13 protein-coding genes are annotated in these 17,811 nt (G+C 38.9%); 7 read left to right on the top strand and 6 right to left on the bottom strand.

The features are described from left to right. Positions 1 to 403 precede the first annotated feature (403 nt). The 3 genes from JFU50_RS07340 (at position 404) to JFU50_RS07330 (ending at position 4,306) form a co-directional block, all read left to right on the top strand. Positions 404 to 1,054 carry a LytTR family DNA-binding domain-containing protein gene (locus JFU50_RS07340; protein WP_098176956.1) on the top strand — a complete coding sequence of 217 codons (651 nt, stop codon included), beginning with the start codon at positions 404 to 406 and terminating at the stop codon, positions 1,052 to 1,054. Positions 1,055 to 1,185: 131 nt separating this feature from the next. Continuing rightward, positions 1,186 to 2,712 carry an acetyl-CoA hydrolase/transferase family protein gene (locus JFU50_RS07335; RefSeq protein WP_053344317.1) on the top strand — a complete coding sequence of 509 codons (1,527 nt, stop codon included), beginning with the start codon at positions 1,186 to 1,188 and terminating at the stop codon, positions 2,710 to 2,712. 487 nt (positions 2,713 to 3,199) lie between these two features. Beyond that, positions 3,200 to 4,306, top strand: coding sequence for an AI-2E family transporter (locus JFU50_RS07330; protein WP_201183108.1), 1,107 nt, complete (start codon positions 3,200 to 3,202; stop codon positions 4,304 to 4,306). A gap of 82 nt (positions 4,307 to 4,388) precedes the next feature. Here the strand turns inward: JFU50_RS07330 and JFU50_RS07325 are convergent, their stop codons facing one another. The 3 genes from JFU50_RS07325 to JFU50_RS07315 form a co-directional block, all read right to left on the bottom strand. After that, on the bottom strand, positions 4,389 to 5,807 hold the full coding sequence (locus JFU50_RS07325) for an NAD-dependent succinate-semialdehyde dehydrogenase (RefSeq protein WP_053344319.1): 1,419 nt from the start codon (positions 5,805 to 5,807) through the stop codon (positions 4,389 to 4,391). A 263-nt stretch (positions 5,808 to 6,070) separates the two neighbouring features. Beyond that, entirely contained in the window at positions 6,071 to 7,339 is a 1,269-nt protein-coding gene (locus JFU50_RS07320) for a dicarboxylate/amino acid:cation symporter (RefSeq protein ID WP_057218203.1), read from the bottom strand. A 234-nt stretch (positions 7,340 to 7,573) separates the two neighbouring features. Next, positions 7,574 to 8,485 (bottom strand): ketopantoate reductase family protein, encoded by a 912-nt coding sequence (locus tag JFU50_RS07315; RefSeq protein WP_201222281.1) that lies wholly within the window; start codon positions 8,483 to 8,485, stop codon positions 7,574 to 7,576. A 287-nt stretch (positions 8,486 to 8,772) separates the two neighbouring features. Between JFU50_RS07315 and treP the strand changes: the two genes are divergently transcribed. The 3 genes from treP to treR are packed head-to-tail and all read left to right on the top strand — an operon-like array spanning position 8,773 to position 12,674. Then, entirely contained in the window at positions 8,773 to 10,233 is a 1,461-nt protein-coding gene (treP, locus tag JFU50_RS07310) for a PTS system trehalose-specific EIIBC component (RefSeq protein ID WP_201222279.1), read from the top strand. A 24-nt stretch (positions 10,234 to 10,257) separates the two neighbouring features. Continuing rightward, positions 10,258 to 11,943: an alpha,alpha-phosphotrehalase gene (gene treC / locus JFU50_RS07305; RefSeq protein WP_201222277.1), complete on the top strand. Its 1,686-nt coding sequence runs from the start codon at positions 10,258 to 10,260 to the stop codon at positions 11,941 to 11,943. A gap of 20 nt (positions 11,944 to 11,963) precedes the next feature. Next, positions 11,964 to 12,674 carry a trehalose operon repressor gene (treR, locus tag JFU50_RS07300; RefSeq protein WP_201222275.1) on the top strand — a complete coding sequence of 237 codons (711 nt, stop codon included), beginning with the start codon at positions 11,964 to 11,966 and terminating at the stop codon, positions 12,672 to 12,674. Positions 12,675 to 12,832: 158 nt separating this feature from the next. Here treR and JFU50_RS07295 read toward each other — a convergent pair whose 3' ends face one another. Both JFU50_RS07295 and JFU50_RS07290 read right to left on the bottom strand, forming a co-directional pair. Beyond that, positions 12,833 to 13,387, bottom strand: a complete 555-nt coding sequence (locus JFU50_RS07295; protein WP_201183090.1) for a 3D domain-containing protein — start codon at positions 13,385 to 13,387, stop codon at positions 12,833 to 12,835. A gap of 517 nt (positions 13,388 to 13,904) precedes the next feature. Continuing rightward, entirely contained in the window at positions 13,905 to 14,969 is a 1,065-nt protein-coding gene (locus JFU50_RS07290) for a M20 family metallopeptidase (protein WP_201222273.1), read from the bottom strand. 163 nt (positions 14,970 to 15,132) lie between these two features. On the opposite strand from JFU50_RS07290, the gene JFU50_RS07285 reads away from it, so the two are divergent. After that, positions 15,133 to 15,636: a general stress protein gene (locus JFU50_RS07285; protein ID WP_201222271.1), complete on the top strand. Its 504-nt coding sequence runs from the start codon at positions 15,133 to 15,135 to the stop codon at positions 15,634 to 15,636. Between the two features lie 48 nt (positions 15,637 to 15,684). On the opposite strand, the gene JFU50_RS07280 is transcribed toward JFU50_RS07285, so the two are convergent. Further along, positions 15,685 to 17,676, bottom strand: a complete 1,992-nt coding sequence (locus JFU50_RS07280) for a methyl-accepting chemotaxis protein (RefSeq protein ID WP_201222269.1) — start codon at positions 17,674 to 17,676, stop codon at positions 15,685 to 15,687. Between the last annotated feature and the right edge of the window lie 135 nt (positions 17,677 to 17,811).

The raw sequence follows: 17,811 nt of genomic DNA, 5'->3' as shown, positions 1-17,811 counted from the left end.
ATAAAATCCTCGTTTCAAAATCAGAGTTATAAAAAATAACATTTTGCGACCTGTTTCTTCTATATAAAGGAGAACGGCTTTTTTATGCTTTTACTGCATTTCATCGGCAATTGATTTTAAAAGTTTATAGCTTGGAAGTGATTTTTATTATATAAGGGAACTTTTTTTATCTCCCATAGAAATCGATGAGTATTCCTACTATAATGAATATGGACAAAAATTTTAATCCAATTTATTTGCTTTTTTTGACGTTTTTAGCTTAGTTAATTCAATTTTTCTTTATTTTGCGAAAAAAAACTTCAAAAAAATTGTAAGTCTTCCATAAATAATGAAGTAGGTTCGAGAATGCCCTGTTTATAGTGAGGGGAATTTATAAATATGTTCTTTTATGAGGTGAGGGGAAATGGATCAATTTACGGTCGAGTCCGTTTTAAATATCATCAGGGAATTTGTTCCGCAGGATGCTTCAATCTCTGTGGCTGACTCAGAAAAATACATTTATTACCAACCGAGCAAGCAGGTTGACTTAGGAATTAAACCAGGAGATTTAATAAGTGAAAAAACAGCTACTTATAAAGCGTTGAGTGTCCGAAAAAAAATTGGTGTACAAGTTGAAAGTAATGTATTTGGCGTACCTTATTATGGTTTGAGCGTACCAATAATGGACGAGGGTAATCCGTTAGGGGCAGTAACAGCCATTTTGCCGTCAAAGCAGTTAATATTACCGACTTCATTTTTAACAATCAAAACAGATGACCACTGGATACCACTTCCATATGACGAAATTATGTATTTAGAGGCGCAAAATAGGAAAACTAAAATTCAGTCCGAACGCGTGAATGGATTTCATAAAATGAACTTAAGTGAATTGGAGTTTATTTTACCGAATGATTTGTTCATTAGGGTTCATCGTTCGTACATCGTCAATATTAATTATATTCAGGAGATTCTTCCTGATTTTCACTCTACATTTTTACTGGTAATGAAGGATCAGTCTAAAATCCAAGTTAGTCAAACATATGCAAGTCAATTCAGAAGAGCTCTAGGATTTTAATGTTTCTCCTTGATGTGATAAAAATGCTGGTTTGTGCTCTATTTAAGGCTTTTCATTCGAAAACGAATGTGACAATTACACGGGCTTGATAAAATTAAGTGTAAGAAAAGCGAAAAATGGGGGTCTTTTGTATGAACGAAAGCGTTTTCAAAAAAATTCGCAACGAACAATTTAAGGGGAAAGTTGTTACAGCGGAAGAAGCAGCTTCTTGGATTAAAGATGGGATGAAACTTGGTATGAGTGGATTCACTCGTGCTGGTGATGCTAAAGTTATCCCGATGGCTCTAGTTGAAAGAGCTAAAACTGAAAAATTTAAAGTTGACGTTTATACTGGTGCTTCATTAGGGCCAGAAGTCGACCAACATATGGCGGAAGCCGGTATCATTAACAAACGCTTACCGTTCCAAGCGGATAAAGGTATTCGTAATAAAATCAATGCTGATGAAGTCACTTATGTGGATCAGCATTTATCTCATACAGCTGAACAAGTTCGTCAAGGCATTGTCGGACCTATCGATTTTGCAATCATCGAAGCATTGGCTATTACAGAAGAAGGATTAATCATCCCAACAACTTCTGTAGGTAACTCAGCCATCTTCGTTCAAGAAGCTAAAAATGTAATTATTGAATTAAACGTGTCTCATCCAGAAGGATTAGAAGGCATGCATGATATTTATACACCCGCTAAACAAGGTGAGCGCCAACCAATTCCAATGACTAGCGCAAGCGATCGTCTTGGATCAATTGGTATTCCGGTTGACCCTGAAAAAGTTAGAGGGATTGTGGTTTCTACAGATCTTGATGCACCTTCTACAATCGTGCCACCAGACGAAGAAACAGCAACAATTGCCAATCACCTTATTAACTTCCTTCGTGAAGAAATCAAGGCTGGCCGTTTAACTGAAAATCTTGCTCCGCTCCAATCTGGTGTAGGTTCAGTAGCAAACGCAGTATTCGCTGGTTTCCTTGATTCTGAATTTAAAGATTTAGAAGTGTATTCTGAAGTTTTACAAGATGCAGTATTCGATTTAATTGATGCTGGAAAAGTAAAATTTGCTTCAGGCTGCTCGATTACATTAGCTGAAGAAAAAGGAAAACAAGTTTACGGTGAGCTTGATAAATACCGTGATAAACTCGTTCTTCGTCCACAAGAAATATCTAACCATCCTGAAATCATCCGTCGTCTTGGTTTGATTTCAATCAATACTGCGTTAGAGTGCGATATTTACGGTAACGTAAATTCTACGCATGTTTCTGGTACAAGAATGATGAATGGTATCGGTGGATCAGGAGACTTTGCTCGTAACTCACGCCTAGGTATTTTTGTAACGAAATCATATGCTAAAGGCGGCAAAATTTCTAGTATCGTTCCTTTCGTTTCTCACGTGGACCACACTGAGCACGATGTGGATGTACTAGTGACAGAGCAAGGTATTGCTGATTTACGTGGTCTAGCACCAAAAGAACGCGTAGAATTAATCATCGAAAACTGTGCACACCCGGATTACCGTCCGCAACTTCGTGCATACTTTACTGAAGCAGTTGCTCAAACTGGTGGACATCAAACTCCACATATTCTTGAAAAAGCATTCTCTTGGCATACAAACCTTGCTAAAAACGGTACAATGCTTGAAGCTGCTCTTCAAGATCAAAAATAAGATATATGACCACCCCGCTATTATAGCGGGGTTTTTTTAGGGGTTCAGCACATAGCGCTGAGCCTCTTTTTATATGTATTTACTGTAGCATGTCATTGGATAGTGATTCTAAGAGTCATTCCTTTCTTCACTAAAGCATGGTTTCTATTATTGATGTTGAGATGCCTGCTCTGACCCTACAGCAAAAATTGCTGATCGAATTCAAATGACCCGTTTTCATTGTATATTTTCTTTTTGTATTATTTGCAATATATTAACTGGTTTTTAGATTTTAATAAATAATAAATCATGCTTAAGTATCCAAAAGAGTGGGAATTGTATCATAAGGTTTTTTTAGATTATTTTTGTATATAATTATACGTTCAGGTTATAGAAGTATGGTAAACTGCTAACAATGAAAGATTATCATACATAGAATTTTACATTATATATGTCGTTTCCTTAGAAATAGGGAGTTATATAGAATGGTTATATTGGAGGAGATAATTTGTTCAAGACAAAACTGCATTTTTGGACGTTAGAGTTATTATTATTGTCTTTACTTTTTTATGTTGGTACAAAGATTTCTTTTCTTTTTGAGCCAATTGTGATTTTTACCTCAACTTTGTTCTTTCCAATCTTGATTTCAGGTTTCCTCTTCTTTTTGTTCAACCCAACTGTTGACTTTTTAGTTAAACGGAGATTGCCGAGGGGATTGGCGATTTTATTGCTTTACGTATTTTTCCTTGGATTGATTAGTTTGTTGGTCGGCCTAGTGGGCCCATCGCTTTCTAGACAGGTCACAGATTTAGTCAATAACCTCCCGGATTATTTCAATCAAGTAAGAAAGTTCATTGAAGATTCAGCTGAGTCAAAATGGTTTTTGTGGACTGTGGAACAAGATTATGTCCCTTTGCAAGAAGTAGGAGATTCGCTTCAAAAATATTTGACGAATTTACCGAGTAATATAACGAATAGTTTGTCTTCGGTTTTCAGTGTAGTGACGAATATTACGTTAGTAGTCGTGACGGTTCCTTTCATCCTATTTTATATGCTGAAAGATGGGGATAAGCTTCCAAGTTCCATCATGAAATTCGTACCCGTTCGTTACAGAAAACCAGCTTTAACGGTACTTAAGGAAACGGGAGAGACGCTTACTACTTATATTCAAGGACAGATGCTAGTTTGCATGTTTGTCGGGATTGGAACGTTTATTGGATATTTAATCATTGGTTTGCCTTATGCGTTCTTATTTGCGCTGATTGGTGCGGTAACCAATATCATTCCATATGTAGGTCCGTTTATCGGAGCGGCTCCTGCGGTCATTGTGGCGTTGATTCATTCACCGACAGAAGCGTTATTGGTCATTCTTGTTGTAACGATTATTCAGCAGCTGGATGGTAATGTCATTTCACCGTTAGTCATCGGGAAAAAATTGAACACTCATCCGCTTACGATAATCATCCTTTTACTCGTTGCTGGAAACATTTCAGGTATCATCGGAATGATTTTGGCAGTTCCGACATATTCCGTTGTAAAAACGATTGTGTTGAATATCGTAAAGTTCATCAGGATCCGGAAAGAGGAAAAGCTTGAAGAAGATATATTAGAATGAAAAACGGGACCAACTCAAAAGAGTTGGTCCCGTTTTTCTTTTTTAAGAAAGGTTCCCCAATAATCAAGGGTACTTGAACATATTACAAACCTAAAGAAATATATTTTACTTCTAAGAACTCTTCAATTCCCTGGTGTCCGCCTTCGCGGCCGAGCCCACTTTGCTTGAAGCCACCAAATGGAGCCTGTGGAACGGAGGGAAGTCCGTCGTTTAAGCCGACAATTCCGAATTCTAGTGCTTCAGTAGCTTTGATGCCTTTGGTGATATTTTCGGTAAACACGTATGCAGCTAACCCGAAAATGGAGTCATTTGCACGCCTAATAGCTTCTTCATCCGTCTTAAAGGAGGCGATTGGAGCTAATGGACCGAATGTTTCTTCCTTCATACAGAGCATGCTGTCATCGATGTTGGAAAGAATTGTTGGCTCTAGGAAAAGCCCGCCGATTGATTTTCCACCAGCTTCGAGTTTAGCTCCGCTACTGATTGCTTCATCGATTTGTTTTTGAACCTTATCCACCGCATCTTGGTCAATAAGTGGACCAATGTCGACGCCTTCTTCTAGCCCATTGCCTACTTTAAGTTCGTTGACTTTAGCCACAAGTTTTTCGATAAAGGTTTCTTGAATGGATTCGTGAACATAAATACGGTTTGAACAGACACATGTTTGTCCAGCATTACGGAATTTAGAACTGATAATGCCATCGACTGCTTTATTAATATCAGCATCTTCAAAGACGATGGCAGGCGCGTGTCCGCCAAGTTCAAGTGAGACTTTTTTTACTGTATCGGCGGAGCCCCTCATTAAGGTTTTACCGACTTCTGTTGAACCGGTGAATGTCAATTTACGGACACGTGTATCTTTAAGCCAGGTTTCACCGATTTCTGATGATTTCCCTGTCACGACATTGATGACGCCTTTTGGAATACCAGCCTCTTCTGCTAATTCTGCCATTTTTAAAGCTGTAATAGGAGTCAGGTTGGCCGGCTTAATGACGACCGTACAGCCGACAGCAAGGGCAGGTGCCACTTTTCTTGTAATCATCGCTGCTGGGAAGTTCCATGGTGTAATGACGGCTACCACTCCGACTGGCTGTTTAGTCACGAAAAGTCGCTTATTAGACACGGAAGCAGGAATTGTTTCACCGTACACTCGTTTTCCTTCTTCGGCAAACCAAGATAAAAATCCATTAGCATAGGTCATTTCCCCAAGAGCCTCTTTTAAGGGTTTACCTTGTTCCTCTGTCATGATTCTAGCTAATTCTTCTTTATTATCTTCGATTAATCGATGCCATTTCCAAATTAAATCGGCACGTTCATAGACTGAGAGAGCTGCCCAACCTGTAAAGGCCTCATAAGCAGCATCGGCAGCCTTGGCCGCTTCAGCTGCACCACCTTTAGGTACGGTGGCAACGACTTCATCCGTTGCCGGGTTTTTCACTTCAATTTTATCCAGTCCAAAATCTGACCACTCACCGTTAATAAATAATCCGTAATCCTTCATGATAAAACCTCCTATTTTGGTTAAATCCATCAAACTACTTAAAAATCTTTTACCTTTATACCAATACCTGTTATATAAAATTATAAACACTTTTTGGAGTTTCTGAAATTTATTTGATTGGCTATTTTTTTGAGCCATTGTAATAAAGTGAAGAAAGGGGAAAAGACATGGGAAATCAGGATGAAAATCGGGAAGGTTTTTATAATAATAGATTATCAAAAAAAAGAGGTGCAAGTTGCACACCTCTTTTTTTATAGCTTATTTTATTTTTCCGAGGAGACGGCTACTTCACCGACATTGTCGGAGAGAGCTTGATTTGGATTGAATTCGCCTTCTGATTTAGAGATGACTACAGTCGCAACACTGTTACCGATAAGATTAGTGATGGCACGTGCTTCGGACATGAAGCGGTCAACCCCTAATAGGAGAGCCATACCTTCAACTGGAATCATCGGGAATGCGGCTAATGTTGCAGCAAGTGTAATGAAACCAGATCCTGTAACACCTGCAGCCCCTTTAGATGTTAACATCAAGATTCCTAGAAGGGTTATTTCCTGCCAGATGCTTAAATCGATACCATATGCTTGAGCGATGAAAATCGCTGCCATGGATAAGTAAATGGATGTGCCATCAAGGTTAAAAGAATAACCAGTTGGGACGACCAAACCGACTACGGATTTTGAACAACCGTATTTTTCTAGTTTTTTCATTACGCTTGGAAGAGCAGATTCCGATGAAGATGTTCCTAATACTAATAAGATCTCTTCTTTTAAATAGGCAATGAATTTGAAAATATTAAAACCGTAGATTTTTGCGATTGAACCAAGGATAAGAATAATGAATAGGGCCATCGTGATGTATACGCTACCCATTAATTGTCCAAGAGAACTTAGAGAACTAAGACCGAACTTACCGATTGTGTAAGCCATTGCCCCAAATGCTGCCAATGGAGATACTTTCATAATCATACCAACGATGCCGAAGAAAATATCAGCAATATGCTGAAGGAAGGAGACGACAGGTTGTACTTTTGGTCCCATCGCAGCCATTGATAATCCGAATAATACAGCAAAGAATAAAATAGGGAGCAAGTCGCCACCAGCCATCGCAGCAACTGCATTATCTGGAATGATGTTAGAAATGAAGGCAACTGCGCCATGTTCCGTTTCGGAAGCGGCTGTTGTATATTGTGATACATCTCCGCCTTCGACTGAATCAATGTTGAAACCTTTACCAGGTCCTAACAGATTAACTACGATAATTCCGATAGCAAGGGCGAAGGTGGTAACGATTTCAAAATATAGCAGGGCCTTTCCGCCGATACGGCCAACCTTCTTCATATCGCCCATGCCGCCAATTCCGATTACGACCGTTAAGAAGATGATTGGTGCAATGACCATTTTAATCATTTTAATAAATAAATCAGCTAATATCTTCAGTTGTTCACCGAAAGTAGGGAAGAAGAAACCGACTGTAATACCTAGAATAATACCGATGATGACCTGAACGGTTAGATTTTTTAATATTTTCAAGGTGCATTCTCCTTTGTTATATGATAGCGCTTTCTTAACTTAACTTTAGTGTAACAGAAGGAAGAGTCAGAATATTCTTTTGGTGATATTGTTCTTTTTGGTCTTTTTGGTCTTGGGGATAGTTTAGTAGCTGAAGGGAAAGAAGGAATTTGAAGTAATATTGAATTCATTAAGGATCTACTTTGAAAAGCCGCAAAAAAAGTACCGGTGTAGTAGCACCGGTACTTGAGAAAATCAATTTTCAAACGGTTTTATGAGTCCATAAAGGGTTTCAATAACGGGAAGTTTTAAATTGACCTTTTCAGCTAGACGCAGTGCACCACCTTGTAAATGCTCTACTTCAAGGGTTTGGCTTTTTCGAAGGTCTTGATGCATGGAAGAGGTTGATTCGTCCGATAAACCTGCCATGTTTTCTAGTGCCTGAGCAACATTCTGTTCTGTTATTCCGACGTTATAAGCATTTGCAAGTTTCTTCATTTCAATAAGGACATGTTCTAGTAACCTATTAGTTTCAGGGAATCTCCGTATTGTGCCAATAGGGAGGTTGGAAGCGGTTGTTACACCGGAGAAAGCGGTAATGAACATATATTTAATCCACATCCTGATTAAAATGTTTTCTGTTCTGCTTGCCCCCATGATAGCTGAACTGACTGCCTGTTCAAATTCGTCGCAAATCTTTGTTTGTGAGGGATGAAGCGGGCCAAAGATTAAATCGTGATTCTTATTGGAGTGAATTACATGGCCCTTTTCGTTTAGGGTAGCGATAATGAAGGCGCTTCCCCCTATGACGGCTGCTTCACTTAGTTCGTCTTGCAAAATGGAGATATGTTCTATTCCATTCAAAAGCGGAAGGATCTTCGCGCCTTTTTCAACAAGAAGCTTCAAGTCAGGGATGGTCCCCTGCAAGTGCTGGCCTTTTACGGCAAGAATCACTAGATCAACTTGTTCTATTTTCTTTACATCTTCTATGATATGTAGCTCGTTAAAATCATAGTTTCCATGAGGACTAGTTATTTTTAGGCCATTTTCTTTCAATTGTTGGGCACGTTTTTTTCGGACAAGGTATTGAACATGCTGTCCGGCCTGTTGTAACCTTCCACCAAAGTAGGAACCTAATGCACCAGCCCCAATAATGACAATATTCAAAGTGCGCACCTCTCTTTTAATTAGGATGTCCTAATCATAACATCGACTGAATTTTCAGTAAATGTTATGTGGAATAATAAGGTTGTATTCTTAAACTATGTATTTACGAACACAGCCAAAAGATACAAAAGCGGTGTAGTTTAAAAATCGGAGGCTGATGAAAAAAAGAAAGCGGTTCCATTTTTTTCTTGACTAACTTGTATATACAAGTTAGTCTATCAATAACAAACATGTATATACAATTTTAGGGAAGAGACGAACAATAAATGTTAAGGGGAGGGATTGTTATGGCAAAGGAATATAGTCAGATAGTGGAAGGAATCGTCAAAGGAGTAGGAGGAAAAGAGAATATCCAGTCTGCAACGCATTGTGTTACAAGGCTTCGGTTTGCATTGAAAGATGAAACGAAAGTGGATAAGGAGGAACTCGATAAAATCGATGTGGTGAAGGGTGCCTTTTCCGCTAATGGTCAATTTCAGGTCGTGATCGGGCAGGGGACGGTAAACAAGGTATATGCGGAAATGGTCGAAGCCACCGGAATTGGGATTGCTACGAAGGAAGAAACGAAATCAGTTGCTGAAAGTAATTTAAATCCACTTCAAAGGGCGGTTAAGGCGTTAGCTGATATCTTTATCCCAATCCTTCCTGCAATCGTGACGGCTGGTTTATTATTGGGAATCAATAATATCCTGACTGGGACAGGTATCTTTTTTGAAAAAAAATCCCTTGTCCAAGTCTATACCCAGTGGAGTGATTTTGCCGATATCATTAACCTAATAGCCAACACGGCCTTCACATTCCTGCCGGCACTTGTCGGTTGGTCAGCCGTGAAGCGATTTGGTGGTAATCCATTGCTTGGAATTATTCTAGGATTGATGCTGGTTCATCCAAGCTTATTAAATGCTTGGGATTATCCAAAAGCAAAGGCAGCTGGCGATATTGGTATGTGGAATTTATTTGGCCTTCAGATTGAAAAAGTAGGCTACCAGGGTCAGGTGCTCCCTATTTTAGTAGCTTCCTATGTACTGGCGAAAATTGAAGTGTTTTTAAATAAACGGGTTGCCGATTCCTTTCAATTGCTGGTAGTCGCACCGATATCATTACTAATCACTGGTTTTCTAGCCTTCATCGTCATCGGACCAGTGACTTTTACGATTGGAAACTGGATCACTTCCTTATTCGTTGGAATATTCGACATGGCGCCTGTTATAGGAGGGCTGCTATATGGTGCATTATATGCTCCGCTGGTTATTACCGGCATGCATCATACCTTCCTAGCGGTTGACTTTCAGCTCATCGGTTCGATTGGAAGTACCTTCCTGTGGCCGATTCTTGCACTTTCGAATATTGCCCAAGGTGCATCGGCACTTGCCATGATGTTTCTGGCGAAAAATGATGAAAAACTGCGAGGACTGTCGCTGACGTCATCAATCTCAGCGTTTCTTGGTGTAACTGAACCAGCTATGTTTGGGGTAAATCTGCGTTATCGTTTTCCGTTTTATTCAGCAATGATCGGTTCGGCACTTGGGGCTGTCTATATTATGCTAAATGCTGTCACATCACCCTCTATCGGTGTTGGCGGAATACCAGCAATATTCTCGATTTTTCCAAATAAATGGATTCCGTTTAGCATCGGCATGGTCATAGCAATTATCATCCCCTTTTTTCTTACTTTTTTCCTGGGGAAATCAAAAAAATATACTCTAAATAGTAAAGAGAATACAAGAATTGAAGACCATAGCGTCTAAGTTTAATAAAAGAAAGGACGTGACATGATGAAGGAATGGTGGAGAAAAGCGACTGTTTATCAAATCTATCCGAAGAGCTTTAATGATACGACCGGAAATGGCATCGGTGATATTAAGGGAATTATTGAAAAGCTTGCCTATTTAAACGAGCTCGGAGTGGATGTTATCTGGCTTACACCGATTTACAAATCACCTCAAAAAGATAATGGCTATGATATTAGTGATTATTATTCAATTGATGAAGAATATGGATCGATGAGGGATTTTGAAGACCTGGTAGCTGCAGCTCATGAACACGGAATTAGAATCATCATGGATCTTGTCGTAAATCACACCTCGACTGAGCATGAATGGTTTAAACGAGCATTAGAAAGTGATGATTCTCGATTCCGCGATTTTTATATTTGGAGAGATCCGATAGACGGTCATGAACCGAACAATTGGCTTTCTAAGTTTGGCGGATCAGCCTGGAAGCTGGATGAAAAATCCGGTAAGTATTATTTGCACCTTTTTGATGAAACTCAGGCTGATTTAAATTGGGAAAACCCTCAGGTTAGGCAGGAAATTTATAAACTGATGCATTATTGGTTTGAAAAAGGGATTGATGGCTTTCGGCTTGATGTAATCAATCTCATTTCTAAGAATCAGCAATTCCCCAATGACGACGGTACACTTGCACCTGGAGACGGCAGAAAATTTTATACGGATGGGCCGCGCGTACATGAATTTTTGCATGAGATGAACCAAAGTGTACTTTCCAATTATGACAGCATGACGGTCGGGGAGATGTCTTCGACGACGATTGAGGATTGTATCTCTTATTCTTCTCCTGAGCGGAATGAACTGAGTATGACATTTAACTTCCATCACTTAAAAGTGGATTACCCAAACGGAGAAAAATGGGCGGTTGGCGAATTTGATTTTCTATCTCTTAAGCAGATTCTTTCAAAGTGGCAGATGGAGATGCATCAGGGTGGGGGGTGGAACGCACTATTTTGGTCCAATCATGATCAACCCCGAATTGTCTCACGCTATGGAGATGATGCGTTATATCATCAAGAATCGGCGAAAATGTTGGCAACAACGATTCATATGATGCAGGGGACACCATTCATTTATCAAGGCGAAGAGTTTGGGATGACAAATCCGAATTTTGACAGAATCGAGCAGTACCGGGATGTAGAAACATTGAATTATTTTCGAATTATGAAGAAGCAGGGGATGTCAGAGCAGGAGATTTATTGTATATTACAGCATAAGTCACGAGACAACTCGAGAACGCCCGTACAGTGGAATGAATTGAAGGAGGCGGGTTTTACGAAAGGGACCCCATGGATTCCAGTGGCAGAAAACTATCGGGATGTTAATGCAGCACAAGCATTGAATGATCAGGATTCAATTTTCTATCATTACCAGAAACTAATCCAGCTTCGCAAAGAATATGAAATAATAACGAGCGGTGATTATAAAATAATTCAGTCAGAACATCCTGAGTTATTTATCTATGTCCGTAGCTACCAAGACGAACAGCTTCTTGTGGTTAATAATTTTTATGCAAAAGATACAAAATTAATTCTGCCTGCGGAACTTCTGAATAATGAATCTGAGACTATACTCATCGGAAATTATTCTCAGTCATTGCCTCTATGTCACAAAATGGAAATTCGACCTTATGAATCCGTCGTTTATCATTTGAAAAAGAAATGGTAAAATACTTTGGGTGATAATTAATGAAAAATAAATTTATGAAGATATATGAAAATATTTCAAAACAAATACTTGATGGACGTCTAATCGCGGGGGATATGCTGCCGTCTGAAAATGAATTGGCTGAAAGTCATTCTGCGTCAAGGGAAACGATTAGGAAGGCGCTGAAGATGCTGTCGGAAGATGGGTACATTCACAAAGTCCAGGGTAAAGGATCAATTGTTCTGGAAATGAAGCGACTTGACTTCCCCGTTTCCGGACTTGTTAGCTTCAAGGAGTTAACCCAAAAAATGGGCGGGAGGGCGAAAACATATGTTGAAACCTTCGAGAAGATTAATCCGAGCCCTGCCTTGCAGGAAGTATTAAAGCAAACAGAAGATGAACTAGTATGGAAAGTCATCCGTGTTCGTGAAATTGATGGAGAACGAATTATCCTTGATAAAGATTTCCTTGCAGAGAAGTATGTCCCTCTTCTGACCATAGACATTTGTCGGAAATCCATTTATGAATATTTGGAAGAAGATTTGGGTCTTTCAATTGGCTTTGCCAAAAAAGAAATCACGATTGAGGAGCCAACAAAGGAAGATCGGAAACTACTCGACCTTGAAGGTTTTCACAGCATAGTCGTTGTCAAAAGTCACGTTTACCTTGATAATGCTAGTTTATTTCAATTCACCGAATCTCGTCATCGGCCTGATAAATTTCGATTCGTCGATTTCGCAAGAAGAAAATGAGAACATTACAAGAAGGTGCCTCATACGTAGGCGCCTTTTTTGGTCTCCTTAGGCATTACCAATATTATTCAGCAAATATAAAGAAACCTATAGTTTAGTAGTTAGTAGAGCATGAAAAAACAAAAAAACAGCCTGAAATCTATCAGGCTGTTTTTTTGTTAATTATAGATTTTTACTTTAACGGTTTTTCTGCCCCAATTGATAGCTTTTGAGTGAGAAGAGTAGAAGACGTCAATTTTATTCCCTTTGATTGCGCCGCCTTTATCTGCCGCAATGGCATCCCCGTATCCTTCTACATGAACTTTTGTTCCTAGTGGAATGACCTTAGGGTCGACTGAGATCGCTTTTGCGTTAGGGTTTTTCTTTAAGTTAAGACCCGATGCTGTAATACCGCTGCAACCTTTGCAGTTCGCAGTGTAAGCTGTAGCCTTCACGGTGATCGTTTTATATTTCTTGGATGATGACGTTTTAGCTTTAGGTTTAGCAGAGGTCGAAGTCTTCTTGACCTTTAAAACTTGTTTTGGATGGATGTTATCTTTTTTTAGGTTGTTCCAACTTTTGAGTTGATTGACTGTTATATTATGTTTATTGGCGATACTCCATAGTGAGTCGCCGCTTTTAACTTTGTATGTAGTAGTAGCAGCCGATGAAACTCCGGAAAAACTAAATACCAGGAAGAAAGCAGTGAAAATTGGAAGTAGTATTTTTTTCAAATGAATAGTCTCCTTTGTTTTAAATCGTAGACTTAGAATAACAGTTATATATGACAATAATGTTTCGCTGGAATAGTAATTGTGTTACAAAAGCGTTTCTACTGATAAACAATTGTAATATAAACCAGGTAAAAAGAACTAATTATTTAAATGTTCCAATATTATGTATTTTGTCAATATAATAGGTTTTTTGTTTAATACCCTTGATTTAATGGCATAATTTGTTTAAAAGAATAATATATGGTTGTGTTTTGTTTAGGTTTAAAGGCCTGTATTTTTTGTAAAAAAGCAACACATAAAGAGTTGAATTTTTCTATTTTTTTAGTGGATAGCGTTATCAATTCTTATTCACTTGTGAAATGAAGTTCGTAGTTCTTGAGGTTTTCTATTATTTGCGGGATTTTCAATGATTTCACTATCATCTCTTCATCTAGTAAAAAGAAGATTATTATTGTAATAATAGACGCATGAAAAAGCCGACAGCTATATGGAATGTCGGCTTGTAACTTGTAATAAATTAAGATAAAACGAATTCAGAAGCAAAATCGACGAGCATTTGTTGATAAACAGCAACAGATTCGAGACTTACACATTCCCTGTCGCCATGCCAGTTCTCACCTTTTGGGCCAAACTCAATAGCCGGGATATCATATGCCGCAAAAAAGACAGTATCAGCGGAGCCATGCTGCCCAAAAATGATAGCTTCCTGATTGGTGTTCTTTTCAATAATTGGACGAAGAAGAGTGATGAATGGGTCATTCTCTTCGGTTTTTACAGGCTTGCTGTACATGATCAGATGGATATTATTTCCTGTCACGCTTTCAATCTGTGCAATAATCTCTTCCATGGTTTGGGTAGGGAGATAACGGATATCAAGACTGAGTAAGCAGGCATCCGGTACCTTATTATAGACATCTCCACCTTTTATTTTAGCCAAATTAAGTGAGGGGGATGTGTAAAGTGGAGAATTTTCCCGAGTGAAGGGAAGTTCTTTAATTTTTTGATAGAGATCATACGCCTTTTCAATAGCATTCACTCCTTCCCATGGCCGGCTTCCATGTGCGGATTTACCTGAAACTTCAATATCCAGACGAAGGGCTCCCTTGGCCTGCAGGCCGATCCCTAACTGCGTCGGCTCTGCACAGATTACAAAGTCCCCTCTATAACCATGCTTCGCTAAATATCCAGAGCAGTTCAAACCGCCAATTTCTTCATCTGATACGATTTGGAGCTGGATTTTTAGACCTAAGTCTCTATCTTTTAGTTCTGAAAATGCACACATCATGCCTGCAATCCCCGCTTTCATATCAGCTGCCCCACGTCCATATAATTTCCCTTCATGAATCTCAGGGAAAAATTGATCCGGCGTCCCGCTGACAACATCGACATGGCCATTCCAAATCACGGTTTTTTCTCCACTGCCAATTTCGCTTACAAGCATTTTGTACCCGTTATTTACTATTACATTCACGGTAAGTCCTTGCTTGTTAAGCCATTCCGCACAGTATTCAACTGCTTCGTTGGCTCCTTCTTTTGATGAACTGTCAATAGATACTAAATCTTTAAGTAACTCGATGAGCAAATAGAAAACCTCCTAAAAATATGCATACTATAATTATATATACCCTTATTAAGAAAGGGTTAAATCAAAAATATTTTCCTATTAAAAAACGTTTATTCTTTTCATTTCTCAGGGTATGTAAAGGGGGAGCGACAATTTACATTCTTTAAGGAGGATGATAGATATGGATAAACGTATAATTGGTGTATATGAAACTGGAGAAGAGGCCATTAAGGCAGTTGAGGCTTTGCAAGATCAAGGATATAATCGTGAAGATATTTCAGTCGTAGCGAAAGATAAAGAAGAATTAAGGACAGTGAATGAAGAAACGGGTACAAAAGTTGAAGAAGGACTTGCTGCTGGTGCAGCGACCGGAGGCATCTTGGGCGGTGCAGCTGGTTTATTAGCAGGAGTAGGGGCGTTAGCGATTCCTGGAATTGGACCTGTATTAGCGGCTGGACCACTCGCTGCTACATTGGCTGGTGCAGCCGTGGGAGCTGGTACAGGCGGCCTGGCCGGCACATTAATTGGTCTAGGTATACCTGAAGAAGAGGCAAATCGATATGAAACAGATGTGAAGAATGGCAAGCTACTTGTGTTAGTTGATGCAGATGCGAGAAAAGCCCATTCTTCCTACTCAGGTATTACAGAAACGGATGAAACGCTTACTAAAAGTAGACCGCTTTAATAGATTTGGATAAAAAGGGACGGATCCTTAGGGTCCGTCCCTTTTTTGTTAGAATGTGAATTTTTTTATTTCGTTGTGCATTTCCTGGGATAGGGTATCTAATTCATTAGCAAGGGCATTTAATTGCTCCATTGAGGCATTCGTTTCTTCGACAGAAGCAGTTACTTCTTCAGTACCGGCAGCCGTTTCCTGACTGATTGAGTTTAAATGCTCTGCATTACTAGACATCTGTGAGACCTGAGCAACCATCTCGTTCATCATCATTTTAATTTCGTCAAAATTGCTGAATGTGTTCGCAATTATCTTTGCTATGTGACTAAAGGCGTTTTCTGTATCGGTTACAAAAGTATCCTGGTGATGGATTTTTTGATTGACTTGGTCAATTAAATTAACCGTATTCGTTGTATCAGTTTGCATGGCATGAATGATTTTCGAGATTTCCTTAAGAGATTGCTCCGTTTGCTCGGCCAATTTCTTAACTTCATCAGCAACCACTGCAAAACCCTTTCCATGCTCACCAGCTCTTGCTGCCTCTATAGCTGCATTCAAAGCGAGTAAATTAGTTTGCCCCGCAATTCCGCTAATGGTCTTTACAATATCGCTAATATCACGGGAACGTACATCCAATGATTTAACCGCCTCGCTCATATTATTGGAAATCAGGGTCGTTTCATTGAATTGCTGTTTTAGGTTTTGGACTTGAACGATTCCATCTTCCGAAGCCTTGAACATATTATCGGATTCCATGGACATTTTGCTCGTACGTGTCTCAAGGTCATGGATTTTATCAGCCAAAAGCTTTACAGCATTTTCATTATTCTGACCGATTTCAATTTGGTCTATGGCCCCCGCCGCAATTTGCTCCATCGTCAAAGCTACTTCGTTTGCCGAAGCAGAATTCTCATCTACACTGGCGACGAGCGTCATAGAGGAGTCAGCTACTTTATGGGAGAGGTTATTAACTTTTTCCAGCATGTGACTCATATTCCGGGTCATTATGTTTGTGTATTCTGTAAGCTGCCCAATCTCATCTTTCCTCCAAATGGAATTAGTGGAAGTGAAATCACCATCAGTCATTTTTCGAATGGATTCTTGCAGCCTATTTATAGGTTTTGTTAAAGATCGAGTGATGAAGATTGCAGAAACGGCAGTGATGGTAAAGACGATTATCAGTGTGATGATATTGTCGATTATCATCGAATTGGCACGTAATTTCACATCATTTTCATCTATTACACCTGCAATTTTCCATCCCGTTTTAGGGTTGGATACATAACTGATGATTCGGCTTTGTCCTTCATATTCCTCAATCATTGTTCCAGATTCGCTATTCATTTTTTTGAAAATATTTTCTTCTGAAATATCCTGTTGGATTTTCTTTTTATCTGGATGCGTAACGAATGATCCTTTCTTATCTAATAAAACGGTATAACCAGTTTCACCCAATTCCGTTTGATTAACCATCGTGATTAAAGTATCAATCGAAATGTCGACACCGAGCACACCAATCAATTTATCTCCATCATAAACGGCTTTGGCTGAGGTAATGACAAGTGTGTTCGTTGCTTTATCGGTATATGGTTCCGTCCAAATAATTTTATTTTTTTCTTTCAATGCAGCTTGATACCAATCTCTTTGTCTTGGATCAAAGTTAACTGGTAAAACAGTTTTAGGGAATATTAAGGTTTTTCCTTCCTTCTCGGTGGCTATGTACAATCCATTTATTTCCTCATTGCTGGAATGTGTCGTAGAAAACTCAGCCATTATAGATTCAGGGTCCTTATTAAAAGAATTCATGATGGGATACTTGCTTATTCTATCTAAATGATCTTCCGTTTTTTGAAAGAAAATCTCGAAAGAATTATTTATTGATTTTACTTGCTCTTTCGTCGATACCGTTAGTTCCTGGGTCCTCAAATCAACACTATTATTATAGCTATTATAAGAAATGACCAATCCACTAATCATGATCAAAGCTAAAAAAGGAATTAAAATTTGTTTTTTTAGAGAATTAAAATACCATTCTGTTAGTCTTTTCATGTGGGAGATGCTCCTTAAGAACTTCAAATTTTTAAAATGGTTTCAATAGATATTTCGGCATGTTTTTACTTTTTTGAAGCTTTTAGTTGGAATATTCTTGTAACTATTAATAATGTTGTTAGGTATCTTTATCAG

Source organism: Peribacillus sp. TH14 (assembly GCF_016651145.1).
In the GTDB taxonomy this organism is placed as follows: Bacteria; Bacillota; Bacilli; order Bacillales; family DSM-1321; genus Peribacillus; species Peribacillus butanolivorans.
This window is presented reverse-complemented; position numbering and strand designations above follow the sequence as displayed.

Bases quoted from the DNA above. Each gene is read 5' to 3' on its own strand.
- JFU50_RS07325 (WP_053344319.1), bottom strand. From the start codon at position 5,807: ATGAAGGATTACGGATTATTTATTAACGGTGAGTGGTCAGATTTTGGA.
- JFU50_RS07335 (WP_053344317.1), top strand. From the start codon at position 1,186: ATGAACGAAAGCGTTTTCAAAAAAATTCGCAACGAACAATTTAAGGGG.
- JFU50_RS07285 (WP_201222271.1), top strand. From the start codon at position 15,133: ATGGATAAACGTATAATTGGTGTATATGAAACTGGAGAAGAGGCCATT.
- treR (WP_201222275.1), top strand. From the start codon at position 11,964: ATGAAAAATAAATTTATGAAGATATATGAAAATATTTCAAAACAAATA.
- JFU50_RS07280 (WP_201222269.1), bottom strand. From the start codon at position 17,676: ATGAAAAGACTAACAGAATGGTATTTTAATTCTCTAAAAAAACAAATT.
- treC (WP_201222277.1), top strand. From the start codon at position 10,258: ATGATGAAGGAATGGTGGAGAAAAGCGACTGTTTATCAAATCTATCCG.
- JFU50_RS07340 (WP_098176956.1), top strand. From the start codon at position 404: ATGGATCAATTTACGGTCGAGTCCGTTTTAAATATCATCAGGGAATTT.
- treP (WP_201222279.1), top strand. From the start codon at position 8,773: ATGGCAAAGGAATATAGTCAGATAGTGGAAGGAATCGTCAAAGGAGTA.